This is a genomic window from Paraburkholderia sp. GAS82, assembly GCF_050436285.1.
GTDB classification, from domain to species: domain Bacteria; phylum Pseudomonadota; class Gammaproteobacteria; order Burkholderiales; family Burkholderiaceae; genus Paraburkholderia; species Paraburkholderia phenazinium_B.
The window spans coordinates 41,596-57,703 of sequence record NZ_JBNDLX010000001.1 but is presented as its reverse complement, the minus strand read 5'-3'; the positions used below and the strand labels follow the sequence as shown (position 1 = coordinate 57,703).

Here is a 16,108-nt window from a genome sequence, read left to right as displayed (position 1 = left end):
ACGCGTATGGGCGGTGTCGACAAAGGGTTGCAACTGCTGCACGGCGAAGCGCTCGCTTTGCACGTCATGAAGCGACTCGCGCCGCAGACTGGATCGTTACTCATCAGCGCCAATCGTCATCCCGAGGTCTATGCCGCGCTCGGCTCGCCATTTGGCGCGAGCGTCGTAGCAGACAGCGTAGCGGACTTCCCCGGCCCGCTGGCGGGTCTGCTAGCCGGCCTACGCGCCGCTCGAACCCCGTTCGTGGTCAGCGCGCCATGCGACTCACCCGGACTGCCGGCCGATCTCGCCGCGCGGCTCGCGGATGCCCTCGATGCACAACAAGCCGATATCGCCACCGTCACCACCGTCGACACGCACGGCAAGACCTCGATTCACCCTGTCTTCGCGCTGTTGCGCACCAGTCTGGCCGATGACCTGTCCGCCTTTCTGCAAGCGGGTGAACGTAAGGTCCGCGCGTGGTACGCGCGCCACAAGACGGTTGAAGTCGCCTTTCCTGATGAGCGCGCGTTTTACAATATCAACTCTTTACAAGAACTGGCCGACCTTGAACGCCATTGAGACGTCGTTCAGACGTCAACGAGGTTGCAGCCGATGTTCTGCTCCGGACGCACGGCGCTCACCCAATCCAGCCGAGCGCATCCGGCCGCGACGCCTCTCCATTCATGACCACGCTTAACGAATTTTCCAGCTGCGTCGCGCAGTACGATCCTCAGGCGCTGCCGGTCACGGCCGCGCAGGCGATCGTGCGGCAGTGGGCCACGCCCGTCACTGCAGTCGAACACGTGCCGCTGCACGATGCGCTTGACCGCGTGCTGGCCGCAGACATCGTGTCGCCCAGCGACGTACCCGCGCACGACAACTCGGCAATGGACGGCTACGCCTTCCGCAGCGCCGTGCTCGCCGGTCAGGCAAACAGCGAGGCGAACAGCGTTGAACTGACGCTCGCCGGCAAGGCGCTGGCTGGCCACCCGTTTGGCGGCGCGGTTGCGGTAACGGAGTGCGTGCGGGTCATGACGGGCGCCTCGATGCCGGCGGATTGCGATACGGTCGTGCCGCAAGAACTCGTCACACGCAGCGGCGAGACGATCCGCTTTGCCGCCAGCGCTGTGCGCGGCGGCGCCAACCGGCGCCTCGCCGGCGAAGACCTGCCGCGCGGCAGCGTAGCGCTGCGAGCCGGCCGGATCTTGCGCGCGTCGGACCTCGGGCTGATCGCTTCGCTTGGTATCGCCGAAGTGCCGGTGCGCAGGCGTCTGCGGGTCGCATTTTTTTCTACCGGCGACGAACTGCGCTCGCTCGGCGAGCCGCTCGATCCCGGCTGCGTCTACGACAGCAATCGTCACACGCTGTTTGCCATGCTGCGGCGGATGAACATCGACCCGCTCGACCTCGGTGTCGTACGGGATGAGCCCGCCGCGCTCGAGGCCGCGCTACGCAGCGCCGCAGCCAGCGCCGACGTGGTCCTGACCTCGGGTGGCGTCTCCGTCGGCGAGGCGGACTTCACCCAGCAGTTATTGCAGACCTTCGGGGACGTCGCGTTCTGGAGTCTCGCCATGCGTCCAGGGCGCCCGCTCGCGTTCGGCCGCGTCTGGTCAGGCGAACGCCCCGGCCTCGGCCTGCCCGCGTTATTCTTCGGCCTGCCGGGCAATCCGGTCGCCGTGATGGTGACGTTCTACCAGATCGTGCGCGAAGCATTGGTGGTCATGTCCGGCGCCACGCCGCAACCGTCGACGCTTCTGCAAGCCACGAGTCGCGAGCTCATCCGCAAGCGTGCAGGCCGCACCGAATTCCAGCGCGGCGTAGCGACACGCGATGCGCGCGGCCAATGGCATGTCACGCCGACTCCCTCGCAAAGCTCGGGGGTCCTCAGTTCCATGAGCGAAGCCAATTGCTTTATCGTGCTCGAGCACGAACGCTCTGACATCACGGCTGGCGAAAGCGTCGATATCATGCTGTTCGACGGGCTGATCTGACACGCCCGGCTGCCGCTGACCCTCAACCCTTACCCTCACAACGACCAACGGGTTTGACTTACATGAGAAAACAGATCTCGTTCATCGCGCCGGGACAGACCGCCAAGGCGCTGATCCTGGTGTATCTGACCTTCAGTGTGCCTATCGTGCTGCTTGGGGTACTGGTTGCGTTTATCCGCTACGGTTCGGTCGAGCTGAGCACCGTGTTCAGCGCGCTGCTGCTGAACGCGATTCTTGGTTTCGTGCTGTTGTGGATCGCCTGCCATGCGTATAACTGGGTCGCGTCGCGGTTTGGCGGCATCGAAATCCAGTTGAGCGACGTTCAAGAGGAAGCTTAATGGCCGCCACCATTCGTGCCGCGACGAGCGCCGACGTGAGCGCCATTTTTTCGTTGATGTTCGAACTGGCTGAGTTCGAGAAGCTCACCCATCTGTTCGTCGCCACCGAAGCAGGCGTGCATGACGCGCTGTTCGGCGCGCGGCCCTCGGCCGAAGCCATGGTCGCGCAGGAAGAAGACGGCCGCATCGTCGCATATGCGCTGTTCTTCCATAATTTCTCGACCTTCCTCGGCCGGCGTGGACTCTACCTGGAAGACCTGTATGTGCAGCCGTCGCAGCGCGGCACTGGGCTGGGCACGCGGATGCTGCGCGAACTGGCGGCATTGGCCGTCGAACGGCAATGCGGCCGGTTCGAATGGACGGTGCTCGACTGGAATCAGCCGGCCATCGGTTTCTACGAGAAGATGGGCGCGACCGTGTTGCCGGATTGGCGCGTCGTGCGCATCACGGGTGATGCCCTTGAGGAATTGGCCGGAGTAAAGGCGGCAAAGGCTGGGTAAAGCCGGATCCGCCTTATTCCTCCGCGTCTGCCCCAAGCAGCGCATCTCCCAATAAGCCGCTCGCCTGCTCTCCTGGCAACGCTTCGACGTCGCGCAGCTTGCGGTTCATCATGCGCGTGCGCGTTTCCGCAGCTTCGATCGAACGCGTCACCGTTTCGAGCTGCGATTTCGTCTTCGCCAGTACGTCGCCGAACTTGCCGAATTCCGTCTTCACCGCGCCGAGCACCTGCCAGACTTCGCTCGAGCGCTTCTCGATGGCCAGCGTTCGGAAGCCCATCTGCAGACTGTTGAGCAATGCCGTGAGCGTGGTCGGTCCGGCTATCGTCACCCGGTAGTCACGCTGCAGCGTGTCGGTGAGGCCCGGCCGGCGTAGAACTTCCGCGTAGAGCCCTTCGGTCGGCAGGAACAGCAAGGCGAAATCGGTGGTGTGCGGCGGCGCGACATACTTCTCAGAGATCGCGCGGGCCTCGGCACGAATACGCCCTTCCAGCGCCCGCGACGCTTCTTCGACCGCCACCGGGTCGGCACGCTCCTGAGCCTCGATCAACCGCTCGTAGTCCTCGCGCGGGAATTTCGCATCTATCGGCAGCCATACCGGCACCGCTACACCTTCCGGGTCTTGCCGGCCCGGCAACTTGATCGCGAATTCGACCCGGTCGGCGCTTTTCGGCACCGTTGCGACGTTCTTCGCGTATTGATCCGCGGTCAGCAATTGTTCGAGCAGCGCCTCGAGCTGCACTTCGCCCCATGTGCCACGCGTCTTGACGTTGGTCAGCACCTTCTTCAGATCGCCAACGCCTGCGGCAAGCGTCTGCATTTCCCCCAGCCCGCGATGCACCTGCTCGAGCCGGTCCGAGACCTGCTTGAACGATTCGCCCAGACGCTGCTCGAGTGTGGCGTGCAGCTTCTCGTCGACCGTGCGGCGCATTTCTTCGAGCTTGGTCGCGTTGTTTGTCTCGATGTCCTTCAGACGTTGTTCGATCGTCGTGCGGATTTCGGCAAAACGGCGATCGTTCGATTCCATCAGTTGCCCGAGCTGCAATGTCAGCGTCTCACCGAAACGCTTAAGCGTGGCACCCTGCTCGTCGCGCGCCTGCTGCGCCTGCTGCTGCAAGCTCAGCCGGACCGCTTCGAGTTGCTGCGCGTTGGTTTCGGTGAGTCTGACGAGTTGCTGCGCGAAGCCGTCGATTTTGCCGTTCTGCAGCGTCGTCATACTCGTGAACTGCGCGGCAAGCGTCTGCTGAAACTGCGAGAAGCCGCCGTTCAGTTCGGTTCGCGAGACGCGGGCGGTCTCCTTGATCTCGCTGCGCAACTCGCGCTCGATCCGCTCGGACGCGCGCGACTGCTCCTGCGCTGCCGAGCCAACGTGATCGCCTAACTGGTCGAGCTGCGCCTGCAGATCACTCTGACGGCCACCACGCATCAATACGAGCAAGGCGATCACCAAAGCGACGGCCAATACCACGACCGCCGCGGGCAACAACAACGTCATCATGAACGCGCCTTGCCGATCACATCCGGATTGATCGCGCTCGGCGGATGGCCTGCATTCGGACCTTCACCCAACCCGGCAATCAGGTTGTCGGCCGCGAGATTGGCCATGGCGCGCCGGGTCGCTTCCGTCGCGCTTGCGATATGCGGCGTCAGCACGACATTCGGCACGGTCAGCAGCGCCGGGTTTAGATTCGGCTCGCCTTCGTAGACATCGAGACCGGCCGCTGCGATCTGCTTCGCACGCAGCGCCTCGGCGAGCGCGGCGTCGTCGACGATGCCTCCGCGCGCGATGTTGGTCAGCGTCGCGGTCGGCTTCATCTGCGCGAGCTCCGCTGCGCCGATCGTGTGATGGTTTTCCTTCGTATAGGGCAGCACCAGGACGACGTGATCGGCCCGCCGCAACAGGTCTGCCTTCGACACATACTCCGCATTCAGCTCGGCTTCGATAGCAGGCGCGACCCGCGAACGGTTGTGATAGATCACCTGCATGTTGAAGCCGCGGGCGCGACGCGCCAGTGCCTGGCCAATGCGGCCCATGCCGATCACACCGAGCGTCGAACCGTACAGGTCGGTACCGAGAAAGCCGTCGTACGCCCACTTCTGCCACTTTCCGGCGCGCAGCCAGTGCTCGGACTCGGCGATCCGGCGTGCCGTCGCCATCATCAGCGCCCAGCCGAAATCGGCAGTGGACTCGTTCAGGACGTCCGGCGTATTGGTGCCGAGTACGTTCGCCGCGTTGAACGCGGCCATATCGAAGTTGTTGTAGCCGACTGCCATATTCGACACCACTCGCAGCCGCGGTGCTGCCGCCAGCACGGCTGCGTCGATCGGGTCGCCGGCCGTCAGCGCGCCGTCCTTATCGGCAAGCCGCTGCGTCAGTTCGTCGGCAGGCAAGACTTCGCCGTTGTTCCAGTCCACCTCGAAATACTGTTTGAGGCGCTCGATCACGTCCGGAAAAATCGGACGGGCAACCAGGATCTTCTGCATTGCAATTCTCCGAATAGCGCAGCGGGACCGTCTGCGGCCGAGCTGCAGTCAACCGTCATCAATGGCTCTAAAAGCTAAAAGAACAGCCAGCCCGTCACGAGAAACACCGGCACCAGAATAACGACGGACCAGCCTAGGTAAGCAAAAAAGCTCGGCATACGCACGCCACGCGACTCCGCAATCGCCTTCACCATGAAGTTCGGCGCATTGCCGATATAGCTGTTCGCGCCCATGAATACCGCGCCGGCGGAAATCGCGGCCAGCGTGGTGGCGCCCTTCGTCATCAGCGTTTGCGCGTCGCCGCCGGCCAGGTTGAAGAACACCAGATAGGTAGGCGCGTTGTCAAGAAACGACGACAGCAAACCCGTCGCCCAGAAGTACATCGCGTCGCGCGGCTGGCCCGACGCGTCGTTGACCAGATGCACGATACCCGCGAACGCGCCTGCCTCACCCGCGCGCAGAATCGTGATGACCGGCGCGATCGTCACGAAGATGCCGGCAAACAGTTTCGCGACCTCTTCGATCGGCGCCCAGTTGAACGCATTGCCCTCGCGCGCCGCGCGCGGGGTCACCGCCAGCGAGAGCAGCGTGACGCCGATCAGCGCCACATCGCGCAATGCGTTTTGCAACGCGACGTGAGTGCCAAAAACGTCGAACTCGATACGCGGTTTCCACAGGCCACTCATCAGCACGAGCGCAATGACCACGCCAAGCAGCACGAAATTGATCTTGCCGTCGATGCCGAGCGGTGGCGTATCGGGCGTGGGATCGAGAAACGGCGAACGCTCCTCTTCACGACGATGGTAAAAGTACGAATCGAGCGCGTAGAAGACCACGAGCAGGACGCCACACACGAACACCATCGGCAAAGCCAGATGCACCGTGGTCCAGAAAAAGCCCACGCCGTTGAGAAAACCGAGAAAGAGCGGCGGGTCGCCGAGCGGTGAAAGCGAGCCGCCCGCGTTAGCGACGAGGAAGATGAAGAACACCACCACATGCACGACGTGCTTGCGATTATCGTTGGCGCGCAGCAGTGGCCGGATCAGCAGCATTGCCGCGCCGGTCGTGCCCATGATGCTGGCGAGTGCCGTACCGAGCGCGATGATCGCCGTATTCATGCGTGGCGAGCCGTGCAGATTCCCGCGCACGCAGATGCCGCCCGCCACCGTATAGAGCGCAGTCAACAGCACGATGAACGGCACGTACTCTTCGAGCATGGCGTGAACGAACGAGCCGAGCGCTACGCCGGCACCGAACATCACACCAAACGGCACCAGAAACAGGATGGCCCAGCCTGCCGCGATCTTGCCGAAATGGTGATGCCAGAAAGTCGGCGCGATGAGCGGGAACACGGCAATCGACAGCAGCACACCGGCAAATGGCGCGCCCCACCATGCCGACAGGGTTGCGCCATCAAGCGTCGCGGCCGACGCGATTTGCGGCCCAAGCGCCATTACGGCGGCGAGCACGATGCTCGTCCACACAGCATGTCGCTTCATGTACGCACGACGATCACGTGCACCCGATACGGCCCGTGTGCGCCGAGCACGATGGTCTGCTCGATATCGCCGGTACGCGACGGCCCCGATACGAAGTTGACGGCGCGCGGCAGTTCGCCCCGTTCGGAGCGAATCAGGTTGAAGGCGTCTTCATGACCGGCGACGATGCGCGAGGCCGGCACGATCGCAATGTGCGTTTCGGGAAGCAGACCGGCGGATGCATAGGTTTCGGGTCCCGACAACAGCACCAGCGTGCCGGTCTCCGCTGTTGCGCAGAAGCAGCCGGTGATGCCGACTACATCGCCATCTTCCGGCTTGCGAAATTCGATGCCGAGACCTGCTTCGGTCCAGTTGAGGTCTTGCAGCGTTTGCCAGGCAATGGCCTGCAGCGGCAAGCCGTGCTGCGTGAGATAGCGAAGCACCGCAGCCGGCACATCGCTCAAGGCGTCGACGCTCTCAACGGTGGTGGACAGCTTCTGCGCCTCTTCGATAAAACGCGCGACCAGATCGTCCGGCATAGTTGGCCGCGGACCTTGCGGATGTCGTGCGAGATAGTCGGCAGCGGCTTCGCGCTCGGATTCGGCCGGCTCGGCTTCGCGGCCCTGGGCTGCGCGGATGCGCGCCAGGATGTTGCGGCGGGCGATCGATGTATCCATGTGGGCCAAATCCTCGCGAGTGTCTCGTTTCTTTCGATAGCCGTGCGACAGGCAGGTATCGCGAGAATTATACCGGCCACCTCACTCGCGGACACTCGTCCAGATGGCCTAAGCGGGCGCGCACCAAGCGCCCGCACAGGAAGTCACTGCCGTTACGGCGAGACTTCCTCGTCCGGCTGTTTGATGCCGAAAACCTGGCGCAGATAAGCGAGGTACGCCTTGTCGTCGCACATATTCTTGCCCGGCGAATCGGACAGTTTGGCGACCGGCTGACCGTTGCAGCGAACCATCTTGATGACGATCTGAAGCGGGTTATAGCCGAGGTCGTTGGTCAGGTTGGTGCCGACGCCGAACGCGAGCTTGCAGCGTCCGCGGAAGCGTTCGTACAGTTGCAGGACCTTCGGAATATCGAGCGCATCGGAGAACACGAGAATCTTCGTGCGCGAATCGCAGCGATTCGCCTCGTAGTGCTTCAGAAGCCGCTCGCCCCACTCGAACGGGTCGCCTGAATCGTGACGCGCGCCGTCGAACAGCTTGCAGAAGTACATGTCGAAATCGCGCAGGAACGCTTCCATGCCGTACACGTCGGACAGCGCAATGCCCAGGTCGCCGCGATACTCCTTTGCCCACATCTCGAAGCCGTAGATCTGCGAATCGCGCAGCCGCGGGCCGAGCGCCTGGCAGGCCTGAAGGTATTCGTGGGCCATCGTGCCGAGCGGCGTGAGGCCATGCTTCATGGCGTAGAAAACGTTGCTGGTGCCGGTGAACTGCTCGCCCAGATCGTCTTTCAGCGTCAGGATCACCTCTTCGTGCCAGCGCTTCGAGAAGCGGCGGCGCGTGCCGTAGTCGGCGATCTTGCAGTCCGCGAATTCCGGGCGTGCGCCGAGCAGCTTGATCTTTTCGGAGAGACGCTCACGGCCTTCGCCGTAGGCCGGCTCCCGCTGCGTGTTGCGAAAGTAGACCTCATTGACGATCGCCAGCACCGGAATCTCGAACAGGATCGTATGCAGCCATGGACCCTTGATCTCGATGTCGATCTCGCCATTGCCCTTCGGCGAAGGGGTAATCGAAATGTACTTGTCGTTCAGATGGAAGAGCGCGAGGAACTCGATGAAATCGCCCTTGATGAAGCGCATGCGACGCAGGTAGTCGAGCTCGTCGTCGGTGAAACGCAATTCGCACAGCTTGCGCACTTCGCCGCGGATTTCCTCGATATAAGGCACGAGGTCGACGTTCGGCGTCCTGCAGCGGAAGCGGTATTCCACGCTCGCGGCAGGGAAATGATGCAAAACCACCTGCATCATCGTGAACTTGTACAGGTCAGTATCGAGCAGCGAAGTAATAATCATGATGGTGCGTACCGGACTGCAGGAAGAACGGAAGGCCCGACTGGGCCCATGCGCCTGCGGCACGCCCCGGCGCGCCGACCTGACGCATGTTACCCGAATGCGCGCGGGCATATGGCGCAGGCAGCCTTACGCAGTGCCATAAACTAATCACGAAAACGTATAAACCGGGTGAGCCCGTGCTGCATATGCCTCTTGACGTTACGCTACAATAGCGCTTTTGGCGTTTCGCCTCCCCGATACCGCATGCAGGAGCTGCCTGAATGACTCACGTTGTGACCGAAAGCTGCATCAAGTGCCGCTATACCGACTGCGTCGATGTGTGCCCGGTGGACTGCTTTCGCGAAGGTCCCAACTTCCTCGCGATCGACCCCGATGAGTGCATCGACTGTGCTGTGTGCGTCGCCGAATGTCCGGTGAACGCCATCTACGCCGAAGAAGACGTGCCGGGCGACCAGCAGGACTTCATCGCGCTGAATGCCGATCTCGCCAAGGGCTGGCCGAGCATCACGAAGACGAAGGCCCCGCTGCCCGAGGCAGACGAGTTTAAGGACGTGAAGGAAAAGCTGGCCCTGCTCGCTCGTTGATCGCCCCCACGCGCGGCGGCCCACGGCCTCGAGGTCGCACCCGGCTGCTGCGCCCCGGTCCCTGTATCACCCTCCCCAGCTACGCCGATTCGAACGAAATCGAGATGGGCCAAGGGTCTTGACAGGTTCCGGAGCACCTCCTACAATTTCGCTTCTCTGCTTTTGTTGTTCCCCGATAGCTCAGTCGGTAGAGCGCCGGACTGTTAATCCGTAGGTCCCTGGTTCGAGCCCAGGTCGGGGAGCCAAGATTTGCAAAGGCCCGTTAACCAAAACGGGCTTTTTTATGTAAAGGTTGTACTGCTGTTCCTCGATAGCTCAGTCGGTAGAGCGCCGGACTGTTAATCCGTAGGTCCCTGGTTCGAGCCCAGGTCGAGGAGCCAAAAGATTCGAAGGCCCGCATTTGCGGGCCTTTTGTTTTTGGGCGGCGCGCGTCGCGGTAATACTGGCCACCCAATAAACGTTGCGCTCTTCGCGTTCATCCCATTCCGCTCTCCTTCAGCAGTTTCCAGACGCATCCACCCGCGTCACGGTTGCCGTTATACGATGGTGCTTTCGCTTTGCCATCATTCCCGATCACTCCGGTATCCCAATGAAATCACCCTTGTTGCGCGTTACGCTCGCCTTCGCTGTCACGGCTCTGCTCACCCCTCTCGCGCACAGCGAGGAAGTGGGCAGCGTCAACACCAATTTCCACGTGACCGGCTCTGACCGGGTGGTGGTCGAAGCCTACGATGACCCGGTCGTGCAAGGCATCACCTGCTATGTGTCGCGAGCCCGTACCGGCGGCATCAAGGGCACGCTCGGCATTGCGGAAGATCCGACCGAAGCATCGATCGCCTGTCGCCAGGTGGGCGCCATCAAGTTCACCGGTCCTGTCAAGCAGCAGTCCGATGTGTTTTCGGTGAGCATGTCGCTGATCTTCAAGACGCTGCACGTGGTGCGGATCGTCGATGCGAAGCGCAACTCGCTGGTGTATCTGACCTACAGCGATCGCGTCGCCAGCGGCAGCGCGAAGAACAGCGTCAGCGCGGTGGCAGTGCCAGCCGGCACTACGATTCCGCTCAAGTGAAAGCTGCTTGTACGGTGACAGCCTGCTCGCGCTAAACTGGCAGGCCGAGCTGGATTTCCATCATGACCGTGACCCGTTTCCGCGATTCCGCCCGCTACTGGCGTACGCCGCTTTTGCCTGGCGCGGATCTGCTCACGGCTGAATACCACGATCACGAGTTTTCGCCGCACTGGCACGACGCGTACACCATCCCGGTGATCGTCGCCGGCGCCGAATGCTACCGGTATCTGGGCGCGGACTACGTCGCCGAGGCGGGCAGCGTGCCGATCATCAACCCCGGTGAACTGCACACGGGCGCGCGGGCGATGGAGGAAGGCTGGCGCTACCGCGTGCTGTACGCGCCGGTGGATTTCATCCAGCAACTCGCGGACGACGTCGCCGGTCAGCCCCAGCCATTGCCATGGTTCGAACCCGGCGTGATCCGCGATGTGGAAGTCGCGCAACGGCTCGCACGCGCTCACCGTCTGCTCGAAGCGCAAGCCGATCCGCTCGCAGCCGAAGCCGCGATGCTCGACGCCCTGTCGATGCTGCTCGTGCGCTACTCCGGCGGGCAGACAAAGCCAGCACGGCTCGCCGTCGATGACACCCGCGTCGCGACCATGAAAGAGCGCCTTACCGGCGATCTCGCCACGCCACTCCAGCTAGGCGAACTGGCAAGCGCCGTCGGCCTGTCGCCGTTCCACGCTGCGCGTCTGTTCGCCCAGAGCACCGGCCTGCCGCCGCACGCGTGGCGCAACCAGGTTCGGCTGCAACGCGCACTGGCGCCGCTGCGCGCGGGAGTCTCTGTCACCGAGGTAGCCGCGGCCAGCGGGTTCACCGATCAGAGCCACTTCACCCGGCATTTCCGGCGCGTGTTTGGGGTGCCGCCCGGGCGCTGGCAGGCGAGCTAAGCGCAAGGCACGCGGAAGCAGCGGTCACAGCACCGCAGCAAACCACCATAGCAAGAACGTACAAGCCCTCCCCACCCCGCCGCGGCTATCCTCCGCAGACCAAGGAGGCAAGATTGACCCATACCAGACGCACTGAATTCACCGCCGGCGCGCGCGACATCATCCCGATGATGGTCGGCGCCGCGCCGTTCGGCATGATCTTCGGCACCCTCGTCACATCCGGCCCGCTGCACCTGTGGCACGGGCAACTGATGTCGCTCGTCGTTTTCGCCGGCTCGGCGCAATTTATTGCGCTGGGCCTGATCGCAGGCCATACGAGCTTCGCGGTGGTGCTGGCTACCACCCTGGTCGTGAACCTGCGGCACGTCCTATACAGCGCCACGCTCGCGCCCTATGTCTCGAACCTGCCGCTGCGCTGGCGCCTCGCGCTGGGCGGCGTGCTCACCGACGAAGTCTTCGCAGTCGCCTGGGCGCACTACAGGCACCATCCGCCGGGCTCGATCAGCCCGTACTACTTCCTCGGCGCGGGTCTCGCCATGTATCTCAACTGGCAGATCTGGACGCTCGCCGGCCTTCTGTTCGGCGCGGCGTTCCCCGGTCTGCAGTCGCTCGGGCTCGATTTCGCCATGGCCGCCACCTTCATCGCGATCGTCGTGCCCCAACTCGTCGCGCTACGTAATTTCGCCGCGGCCGTCACCGCGGGCGCGCTGGCGTTCTTCTGGCAGGCGTGGCCCTATAAGCTGGGCCTGCTCGGCGCGGTGTTCGCCGGAGTCGTGGTCGGCGTGCTGCTGTCGTTGCCCGGCAGCCAGCGGCGCACGGCAGAGGCGGAGGCGGAGGCGGCACAATGAACTACGCCCTCCTGATTCTCGGCATGGCGCTCATCACGTGGACGATCCGCGCGACCGTTTTCGTGCTCGGCGAGCGGCTGGTGTTCCCGCCGCTCGTGCGGACCGCCCTCGGTTTCGTGCCGGTGACGGTGCTCACTGCCATCATCGTGCCCATGACCGTCTCGCCCCACGGCGGCGACGCCGAACTCACGTGGCGCAATCCGCAACTCGTCGGGGCTCTCGCCGCCGTGGCCGTCAGCGCACTGACCCGCCGGCCATTGCTCACCATTGCGGTCGGACTCGCGGTCTTTTTTGTCTGGCAAGGCGTCGTCCTCAAGTAGAGCGGCCCCCCTGGTTGCATCGCCAGCCTTGTGCAGCGCCGCAACCGGCGCTGCATCCGACGGCCCGCACGCGCCAGCCCCAAGCTCTGCCCCTCAAGTTTTACCCCATTCCGCCGTTATGCAGTCGAGGTCCGCTCGCCGGGAAGTTCTCCCGCTGGTTATGCGGCAACAAGCAAGATCAACCGCGTCGAGCATCGACGTCGCCCTGTCACGGGGGCAGTTCGCAGAAGGCGACACTTTTGCGGTGCAACGCGGGAGGACCAAACGGGATACGACATGGGTCAAATCACCCTTTCACTCAAAGACGAAACCGTCGCAAACCTGCGCAAGGACTTTGACGCGTTTCTGCGCGTCTCGCTCAAGCTCGACCCGCAGTTCGCCACGCCGTCGTTTGAGGATTTTCTGCGCGCCAAACTGCTCGACAACATGGTGCCGCTCACCGAACACGCGGTGAAGCGGATGTTGCAGGGCGGTCAGTACGCATGGGCTAAACGCACGCTGGACAAGGAATTCCCGGATGTCGTCGCGATCCTGATGCAGCAGGCATCAGAGTTCGGGTTTGGCTTCGCCTCGCGCTCCGAATGGACCCCGGAGGAACTGGCCAAGCAATGTCACGACTGGGCAGCGGCGATCGTCAAGGAATCGGACGGCGATGCGTCGCTGGTGGATCCGCTCGCCGCGCAGATCAAGAGCGCGGCGCAGGACATCCAGGCGCTCGAAGAGACCATGCAAACGCCGGCATGGCGGCTGGTCGAGTCGCTGCGGCAGCGGGTCTACGAGGCGAAGGTGGCGTGCGAGACGAGTATTGGCAGCACCGCGCGCGAAAAGCTTGGCGAACTACGCGGCCTGTTGCGGTTGGGGATTTCCCACGGCTCGTTCCAGAAACAGGAAGCGCAGCAGATCATGGAATATCTGCGCCTGCTGAAGCCGGAAATCTTTGTCGAAGAGCCGTACGACATTTTCTCGCGGCTCGCGGCGTGGCTACGCGCCTTCTTTACGCCGCCGCCCCGTCCGCAACCACAGCAACAACAGCCGCGGCAGCAGTCACGTTAAACGGAGCGGGGTGACAGACACCTCGCCCGCGCTCAGTCCCACATCTTTTTCAGCTTCGCCGCAATTTCGAGCTTCGCTTGCGCCGCCGCGGCCAGTCCGGCCGCGCTCGGCGCAACGGGCTCGGGCACGCGCGGCCAGGCATGCGCGTCGAAGAGCGGCAGCAGGTGCGCCGGGATGAAACGCGTGCGCGAGGCCCAAACGTGCCGATCGCCCAGATGCGTCTGGTTATGCACGTAGAAGCGTTGCGGCACGACGATGTGAAGATCCTCCTTCGCACGCGTCATCGCCACGTACAGCAGGCGTCGCTCCTCGTCGATCTCCGCCTCGCTGCCCGTGCCGAGGTCCGACGGAATGCAGCCGTCGACCCCGTTCAGCACGAACACATTGCGCCACTCTTGCCCCTTTGCCGAATGGATGGTCGACAGGATCAGATAGTCCTCGTCGAGCATGGGCACGCCGGATTCGTCGCTAGTGGCATCGGGCGGGTCGAGCGTCAACTCCGTCAGGAAACGCTCGCGCGAGGCATAGGTGGCGGCGATGCTCTCCATTTGCAGCAGATCCGCATGACGGATGGCCGCGTCTTCGTGATTGCGCTCAAGGTGAGGTTCGTACCAGCGCCGCACCCGTTCGAACTCGGCCGGCCATGAGGAGCCCGGGCCGCATACGCTCGACATGAGCGCGACGAATGGCTGCCAGTCTTCCAGTGTGCGAGCCGGTGGGGCGAAGGACGCTAATGCGCTCGCCGTAGCGCCGGGGGCAATTTCAGTCACCGCATCCAGCACACGCGCCGCCGTCGCCGGCCCGACACCAGGCAAGAGCTGCGTGACGCGAAACCCCGCCACCCGGTCACGCGGATTTTCCGCCCAGCGCAGCACGGCCAGCACGTCTTTCACGTGCACCGAGTCGAGAAACTTGAGGCCGCCGAATTTCACAAACGGAATGTTGCGCCGGGTCAGTTCGATCTCCAGCGCGGCGCTGTGATGAGCGGCGCGAAACAGCACCGCTTGCGCCTTCAGCTTCATGCCGGCTTCGCGCGCCTCGAGCACCTGTTCGACCACGTAACGCGCCTGATCGGCCTCGTCCGCCACGCTGACGAGGTGCGGGCGCTGGGCGGATGCCTTGTCCGTCCACAGATTTTTGGTGAAGCGCTCGCTGGCGAGCTCGATCACCGCGTTCGACGCCGCCAGAATCGGCTGCGTCGAGCGGTAGTTACGCTCAAGCGTGACCTGTCTCGCGGGCGGATTGAAGTGGCCCGGAAAATCGAGGATGTTGCGCACCGTCGCGCCGCGAAACGAGTAGATCGATTGGGCGTCGTCGCCCACCACGGTCAGGCCGCGGCCGTCGGGCTTCAACGCGAGGAGGATAGATGCCTGCAGGCGATTGGTGTCCTGATACTCGTCTACCAGCACGTGATCGAAGCGGCCCGCAAGGTCAGCGGCGATCGCCGGTTGCTCGGCCATCAGGGACCAGTAGAGCAGCAGATCGTCGTAGTCGAGCACGCTCTGCTTCTGCTTGGCTTCAACATAAGTGGCAAACAGCAGCCGCAGATCCGCCTCCCACTCGCGGCACCACGGAAACGCGTCGTTCAGCACATCCGCCAACGCCGCGCCGGTGTTGACAACGCGCGAGTAGATCGCGAGGCAGGTGCCCTTCGATGGAAAACGCCGTTCCTTCGCCGAGAGCCCGAGTTCGTGCCGCACGAGGTTCATCAGGTCGGCGGAATCCTCGCGATCGTTGATCGTGAAGGTGGGCGCGAGGCCAATCAGTTCGGCATATTCGCGCAGCAGACGGGCGCCGATGCCGTGAAACGTGCCCGACCACGTGAGACCCTGTGCAACCGCGGCCCGCGCGCCCAGCGCCTGTCCGGCGATGCGCGTCACCCGCCGGGTCATTTCGACCGCGGCCCGGCGTGAAAACGTCAGCAGGAGGATTCGACGGGGATCGACACCCTTGACGACCAGATTGGCGACCCGGTGCGCCAATGTATTGGTCTTGCCCGACCCCGCGCCTGCAATGACCAGCAAGGCGCCGGTCGGCTGCGTAACGTTGCCGGTGTCGTATTCGACGGCTTCGCGCTGCGCGTCATTGAGCCTCGCCAGCCAGGCGGCAGTATCGGACGGCGCGGGTTCGGCAACGGAGAGCACGGTGTCTGGGCGGCAGATAGAGGGTTACAGGGCATGGGCCGCAAAACAGCGCGGCGCCGCATACTGTATATCCATACAACCAGCTCCGACAAGCACCCTTTTTTTCCTCAACCACCGAGACGACGCCCCCCACCCCTACTCCTTCTTCGCGTCCTTTTCCTTCGCATCGGCCGCAGCCTTATCAGCGTCAGACTGCGCCTCCGTCTTCGACTTGTCGGCCTTCGCCTGAGCGACATCGGACTTCTTGTCGGCCTTCGCCTGTTCCTTGGCAGCCTTCTTGTCGGCGTGCGTGGGCGTTGCGGTCGAGTCGTTCGTTTGCGCGAACGCAACCGGCGACACGCAGCCGGCAATCAGCGCCGCCATAATCCAGTTCATGGGCTTATTCATGCAATACCTCCCTCAGG

17 protein-coding genes and 2 tRNA genes are annotated in these 16,108 nt (G+C 63.4%); 12 read left to right on the top strand and 7 right to left on the bottom strand.

Annotated features, from left to right (window positions below; all coding sequences use genetic code 11):
- Nucleotides 1-6 precede the first annotated feature (6 nt).
- The 4 genes from mobA to P3T17_RS00280 all read left to right on the top strand — a co-directional run bounded on the left by mobA (nucleotide 7) and on the right by P3T17_RS00280 (nucleotide 2,811).
- Nucleotides 7-561, top strand: a complete 555-nt coding sequence (gene mobA / locus P3T17_RS00295) for a molybdenum cofactor guanylyltransferase MobA (RefSeq protein WP_429405437.1) — start codon at nucleotides 7-9, stop codon at nucleotides 559-561.
- 104 nt (nucleotides 562-665) lie between these two features.
- Nucleotides 666-1,973 carry a molybdopterin molybdotransferase MoeA gene (gene moeA / locus P3T17_RS00290; RefSeq protein ID WP_429404015.1) on the top strand — a complete coding sequence of 436 codons (1,308 nt, stop codon included), beginning with the start codon at nucleotides 666-668 and terminating at the stop codon, nucleotides 1,971-1,973.
- Between the two features lie 62 nt (nucleotides 1,974-2,035).
- Nucleotides 2,036-2,311: a hypothetical protein gene (locus P3T17_RS00285; protein ID WP_074263824.1), complete on the top strand. Its 276-nt coding sequence runs from the start codon at nucleotides 2,036-2,038 to the stop codon at nucleotides 2,309-2,311.
- Nucleotides 2,311-2,811 carry an N-acetyltransferase family protein gene (locus P3T17_RS00280; protein ID WP_429404014.1) on the top strand — a complete coding sequence of 167 codons (501 nt, stop codon included), beginning with the start codon at nucleotides 2,311-2,313 and terminating at the stop codon, nucleotides 2,809-2,811. The genes P3T17_RS00285 and P3T17_RS00280 overlap by 1 nt, the downstream gene beginning before the upstream one ends.
- Nucleotides 2,812-2,824: 13 nt before the next feature.
- Here the strand turns inward: P3T17_RS00280 and P3T17_RS00275 are convergent, their stop codons facing one another.
- The 5 genes from P3T17_RS00275 to pncB form a co-directional block, all read right to left on the bottom strand.
- The gene (locus P3T17_RS00275) at nucleotides 2,825-4,303 is read right to left on the bottom strand and encodes a DNA recombination protein RmuC (protein WP_429405435.1); all 1,479 of its coding nucleotides are present in this window, start codon (nucleotides 4,301-4,303) and stop codon (nucleotides 2,825-2,827) included.
- The gene (locus tag P3T17_RS00270) at nucleotides 4,303-5,292 is read right to left on the bottom strand and encodes a 2-hydroxyacid dehydrogenase (protein ID WP_429404012.1); all 990 of its coding nucleotides are present in this window, start codon (nucleotides 5,290-5,292) and stop codon (nucleotides 4,303-4,305) included. The genes P3T17_RS00275 and P3T17_RS00270 overlap by 1 nt, the downstream gene beginning before the upstream one ends.
- A gap of 74 nt (nucleotides 5,293-5,366) precedes the next feature.
- The gene (locus P3T17_RS00265; protein ID WP_429404010.1) at nucleotides 5,367-6,791 is read right to left on the bottom strand and encodes a sodium:proton antiporter; all 1,425 of its coding nucleotides are present in this window, start codon (nucleotides 6,789-6,791) and stop codon (nucleotides 5,367-5,369) included.
- Nucleotides 6,788-7,447 carry a LutC/YkgG family protein gene (locus tag P3T17_RS00260; RefSeq protein ID WP_429404008.1) on the bottom strand — a complete coding sequence of 220 codons (660 nt, stop codon included), beginning with the start codon at nucleotides 7,445-7,447 and terminating at the stop codon, nucleotides 6,788-6,790. The genes P3T17_RS00265 and P3T17_RS00260 overlap by 4 nt, the downstream gene beginning before the upstream one ends.
- A gap of 152 nt (nucleotides 7,448-7,599) precedes the next feature.
- Nucleotides 7,600-8,796, bottom strand: a complete 1,197-nt coding sequence (gene pncB, locus P3T17_RS00255; protein ID WP_074263819.1) for a nicotinate phosphoribosyltransferase — start codon at nucleotides 8,794-8,796, stop codon at nucleotides 7,600-7,602.
- A 260-nt stretch (nucleotides 8,797-9,056) separates the two neighbouring features.
- Between pncB and fdxA the strand changes: the two genes are divergently transcribed.
- The 8 genes from fdxA to P3T17_RS00215 all read left to right on the top strand — a co-directional run bounded on the left by fdxA (nucleotide 9,057) and on the right by P3T17_RS00215 (nucleotide 13,560).
- A complete protein-coding gene (gene fdxA, locus P3T17_RS00250) occupies nucleotides 9,057-9,380 on the top strand; it encodes a ferredoxin FdxA (protein ID WP_429404006.1) in 324 nt (107 codons plus the stop codon).
- 169 nt (nucleotides 9,381-9,549) lie between these two features.
- Nucleotides 9,550-9,625, top strand: a tRNA-Asn gene (locus P3T17_RS00245).
- 59 nt (nucleotides 9,626-9,684) lie between these two features.
- A tRNA-Asn gene (locus P3T17_RS00240) sits at nucleotides 9,685-9,760 on the top strand.
- A 209-nt stretch (nucleotides 9,761-9,969) separates the two neighbouring features.
- Nucleotides 9,970-10,449, top strand: coding sequence for a CreA family protein (locus tag P3T17_RS00235; RefSeq protein WP_429404004.1), 480 nt, complete (start codon nucleotides 9,970-9,972; stop codon nucleotides 10,447-10,449).
- A gap of 62 nt (nucleotides 10,450-10,511) precedes the next feature.
- Entirely contained in the window at nucleotides 10,512-11,339 is an 828-nt protein-coding gene (locus P3T17_RS00230; protein WP_074263816.1) for a helix-turn-helix transcriptional regulator, read from the top strand.
- 167 nt (nucleotides 11,340-11,506) lie between these two features.
- Nucleotides 11,507-12,187, top strand: a complete 681-nt coding sequence (locus tag P3T17_RS00225; protein ID WP_429405433.1) for an AzlC family ABC transporter permease — start codon at nucleotides 11,507-11,509, stop codon at nucleotides 12,185-12,187.
- Complete coding sequence (locus tag P3T17_RS00220) at nucleotides 12,184-12,507, top strand: AzlD domain-containing protein (RefSeq protein ID WP_429404002.1); 324 nt, start codon at nucleotides 12,184-12,186, stop codon at nucleotides 12,505-12,507. Before P3T17_RS00225 ends, P3T17_RS00220 begins: the two co-directional genes overlap by 4 nt.
- A gap of 276 nt (nucleotides 12,508-12,783) precedes the next feature.
- Nucleotides 12,784-13,560 (top strand): DUF4088 family protein, encoded by a 777-nt coding sequence (locus tag P3T17_RS00215; RefSeq protein ID WP_074263813.1) that lies wholly within the window; start codon nucleotides 12,784-12,786, stop codon nucleotides 13,558-13,560.
- Nucleotides 13,561-13,592: 32 nt separating this feature from the next.
- Here P3T17_RS00215 and P3T17_RS00210 read toward each other — a convergent pair whose 3' ends face one another.
- Together P3T17_RS00210 and P3T17_RS00205 are read right to left on the bottom strand one after the other, a co-directional pair.
- Nucleotides 13,593-15,704, bottom strand: coding sequence for an ATP-dependent helicase (locus P3T17_RS00210; RefSeq protein WP_429404000.1), 2,112 nt, complete (start codon nucleotides 15,702-15,704; stop codon nucleotides 13,593-13,595).
- Nucleotides 15,705-15,839: 135 nt separating this feature from the next.
- On the bottom strand, nucleotides 15,840-16,091 hold the full coding sequence (locus P3T17_RS00205) for a hypothetical protein (RefSeq protein WP_429403998.1): 252 nt from the start codon (nucleotides 16,089-16,091) through the stop codon (nucleotides 15,840-15,842).
- Nucleotides 16,092-16,108 lie beyond the last annotated feature (17 nt).

Excerpts from the sequence above, each read along its gene's own strand:
- P3T17_RS00270 (WP_429404012.1), bottom strand. The coding sequence starts at position 5,292 with ATGCAGAAGATCCTGGTTGCCCGTCCGATTTTTCCGGACGTGATCGAG.
- P3T17_RS00205 (WP_429403998.1), bottom strand. The coding sequence starts at position 16,091 with ATGAATAAGCCCATGAACTGGATTATGGCGGCGCTGATTGCCGGCTGC.
- mobA (WP_429405437.1), top strand. The coding sequence starts at position 7 with ATGGGCGGTGTCGACAAAGGGTTGCAACTGCTGCACGGCGAAGCGCTC.
- P3T17_RS00225 (WP_429405433.1), top strand. The coding sequence starts at position 11,507 with ATGATGGTCGGCGCCGCGCCGTTCGGCATGATCTTCGGCACCCTCGTC.
- fdxA (WP_429404006.1), top strand. The coding sequence starts at position 9,057 with ATGACTCACGTTGTGACCGAAAGCTGCATCAAGTGCCGCTATACCGAC.
- P3T17_RS00275 (WP_429405435.1), bottom strand. The coding sequence starts at position 4,303 with ATGACGTTGTTGTTGCCCGCGGCGGTCGTGGTATTGGCCGTCGCTTTG.
- moeA (WP_429404015.1), top strand. The coding sequence starts at position 666 with ATGACCACGCTTAACGAATTTTCCAGCTGCGTCGCGCAGTACGATCCT.
- pncB (WP_074263819.1), bottom strand. The coding sequence starts at position 8,796 with ATGATTATTACTTCGCTGCTCGATACTGACCTGTACAAGTTCACGATG.
- P3T17_RS00265 (WP_429404010.1), bottom strand. The coding sequence starts at position 6,791 with ATGAAGCGACATGCTGTGTGGACGAGCATCGTGCTCGCCGCCGTAATG.
- P3T17_RS00215 (WP_074263813.1), top strand. The coding sequence starts at position 12,784 with ATGGGTCAAATCACCCTTTCACTCAAAGACGAAACCGTCGCAAACCTG.
- P3T17_RS00260 (WP_429404008.1), bottom strand. The coding sequence starts at position 7,447 with ATGGATACATCGATCGCCCGCCGCAACATCCTGGCGCGCATCCGCGCA.
- P3T17_RS00230 (WP_074263816.1), top strand. The coding sequence starts at position 10,512 with ATGACCGTGACCCGTTTCCGCGATTCCGCCCGCTACTGGCGTACGCCG.
- P3T17_RS00235 (WP_429404004.1), top strand. The coding sequence starts at position 9,970 with ATGAAATCACCCTTGTTGCGCGTTACGCTCGCCTTCGCTGTCACGGCT.
- P3T17_RS00220 (WP_429404002.1), top strand. The coding sequence starts at position 12,184 with ATGAACTACGCCCTCCTGATTCTCGGCATGGCGCTCATCACGTGGACG.
- P3T17_RS00285 (WP_074263824.1), top strand. The coding sequence starts at position 2,036 with ATGAGAAAACAGATCTCGTTCATCGCGCCGGGACAGACCGCCAAGGCG.
- P3T17_RS00280 (WP_429404014.1), top strand. The coding sequence starts at position 2,311 with ATGGCCGCCACCATTCGTGCCGCGACGAGCGCCGACGTGAGCGCCATT.